This is a genomic window from Rhodoferax sp. RT5P35, assembly GCF_056521385.1.
In genome coordinates this window covers 1-1,088 of the sequence record NZ_JBWMAX010000314.1, presented here as the reverse complement: position 1 = coordinate 1,088, position 1,088 = coordinate 1, and the positions used below count along the sequence as shown (strand labels likewise).

Genomic DNA, 1,088 nt, shown 5'->3' with positions numbered 1-1,088 from the left:
ATTGCCGACGAGGTGGTGCGCATGGGCGGCAGCGACGACGTGGCCGCGCTCAAGGACGCATCGAATGGCGGCTTTGACGTGGTGCTGGACCTGGTGTGCGGCCAGCCGCTGCTGACCTCGCTGAAAGCCACGCGTTGGGGTGCCCGCATCATGACCATCGGCACCGGTGCCGGTCGGCAGATCCAGCTGGACATGGGCGACCTGCTGTTTCGCACGCTGTCCACCATCGGCACCGGCCAGCGCCCGCCTGCCGACCGCCGTGCCATCTGGGAGCGCCTGCTGGTGATTGCCCGCGAGCAGAAGATCATCGTCGACTATGTGGACTTTGCCTTCGACCAGGCTGCCGAGGCCTGGGCTGCCCAGGTGAGCGGCCCGCACGCCAAGGTTACGGCGCGCATCCGCTAAACCGATAAACCGTTGGCTCCAGGAGCCAACGGTTCAACTCTTGGCCGGATAGCGCCCCAGGGTCAGCAGCAGCAGCGGCCCGACCACGCAGCACGCGGCGCACACCACCAGCATCGCCGCATATCCGCCCGTACTGCGCAGCAAGCCTGCAAACACAAACGGAGCCACGGTGGAGCCCAGCGTCACCACACACAGGTGCAGGCCAAACAGCCGACCGTAGTCGCGCAGGCCAAAGTAGCGCGACACCAGGTAGGCGGCAATATCGAATTCCGCCCCCGAACCCACACCCACCAGCGCCGTGGCCACCAACAACAGGGCCACGGGGGTGCTGGCATCAGCTGCGAGGAACAGCAGGCAGCCCACCGCAGGAAAGGCCAGCGCAATCGCGGCCACACCCGGAGCCCACAGGCGGTCGATCAACGTGCCCACCCCGATGCGGCCCACGATCAACGCCACGCCAAAGACACCGAACACGCCACCGGCTTCGGCTGCCGTTAGCCCGATGTCGCGCAGCAGCGGCACGGTATTGGTGGCCATGCCGTAGATGGCAGACACCACCAGCCCCAGGCCGATATTGCAGACCCAGAAGCGGCGGTCCCGCAGGGCTTGCGCAAACGGCATGCCGGTGCTGGCAGCCGCAGCCAAAGGCGTGGGCAGACCCGTAGCCACCGTGCGCGCAGGCA

At 67.2% G+C, this 1,088-nt stretch carries 2 protein-coding genes; one reads left to right on the top strand and one right to left on the bottom strand.

What is annotated here, in order from left to right; genetic code table 11:
- A partial coding sequence (locus AC097L_RS25940) for a zinc-binding dehydrogenase (protein ID WP_479589564.1) occupies positions 1-405 on the top strand: 405 nt, incomplete at its 5' end.
- 33 nt (positions 406-438) lie between these two features.
- Here AC097L_RS25940 and AC097L_RS25935 read toward each other — a convergent pair.
- Positions 439-1,088 (bottom strand): MFS transporter (locus AC097L_RS25935; RefSeq protein WP_479589563.1); only part of this gene is annotated, 650 nt, incomplete at its 5' end.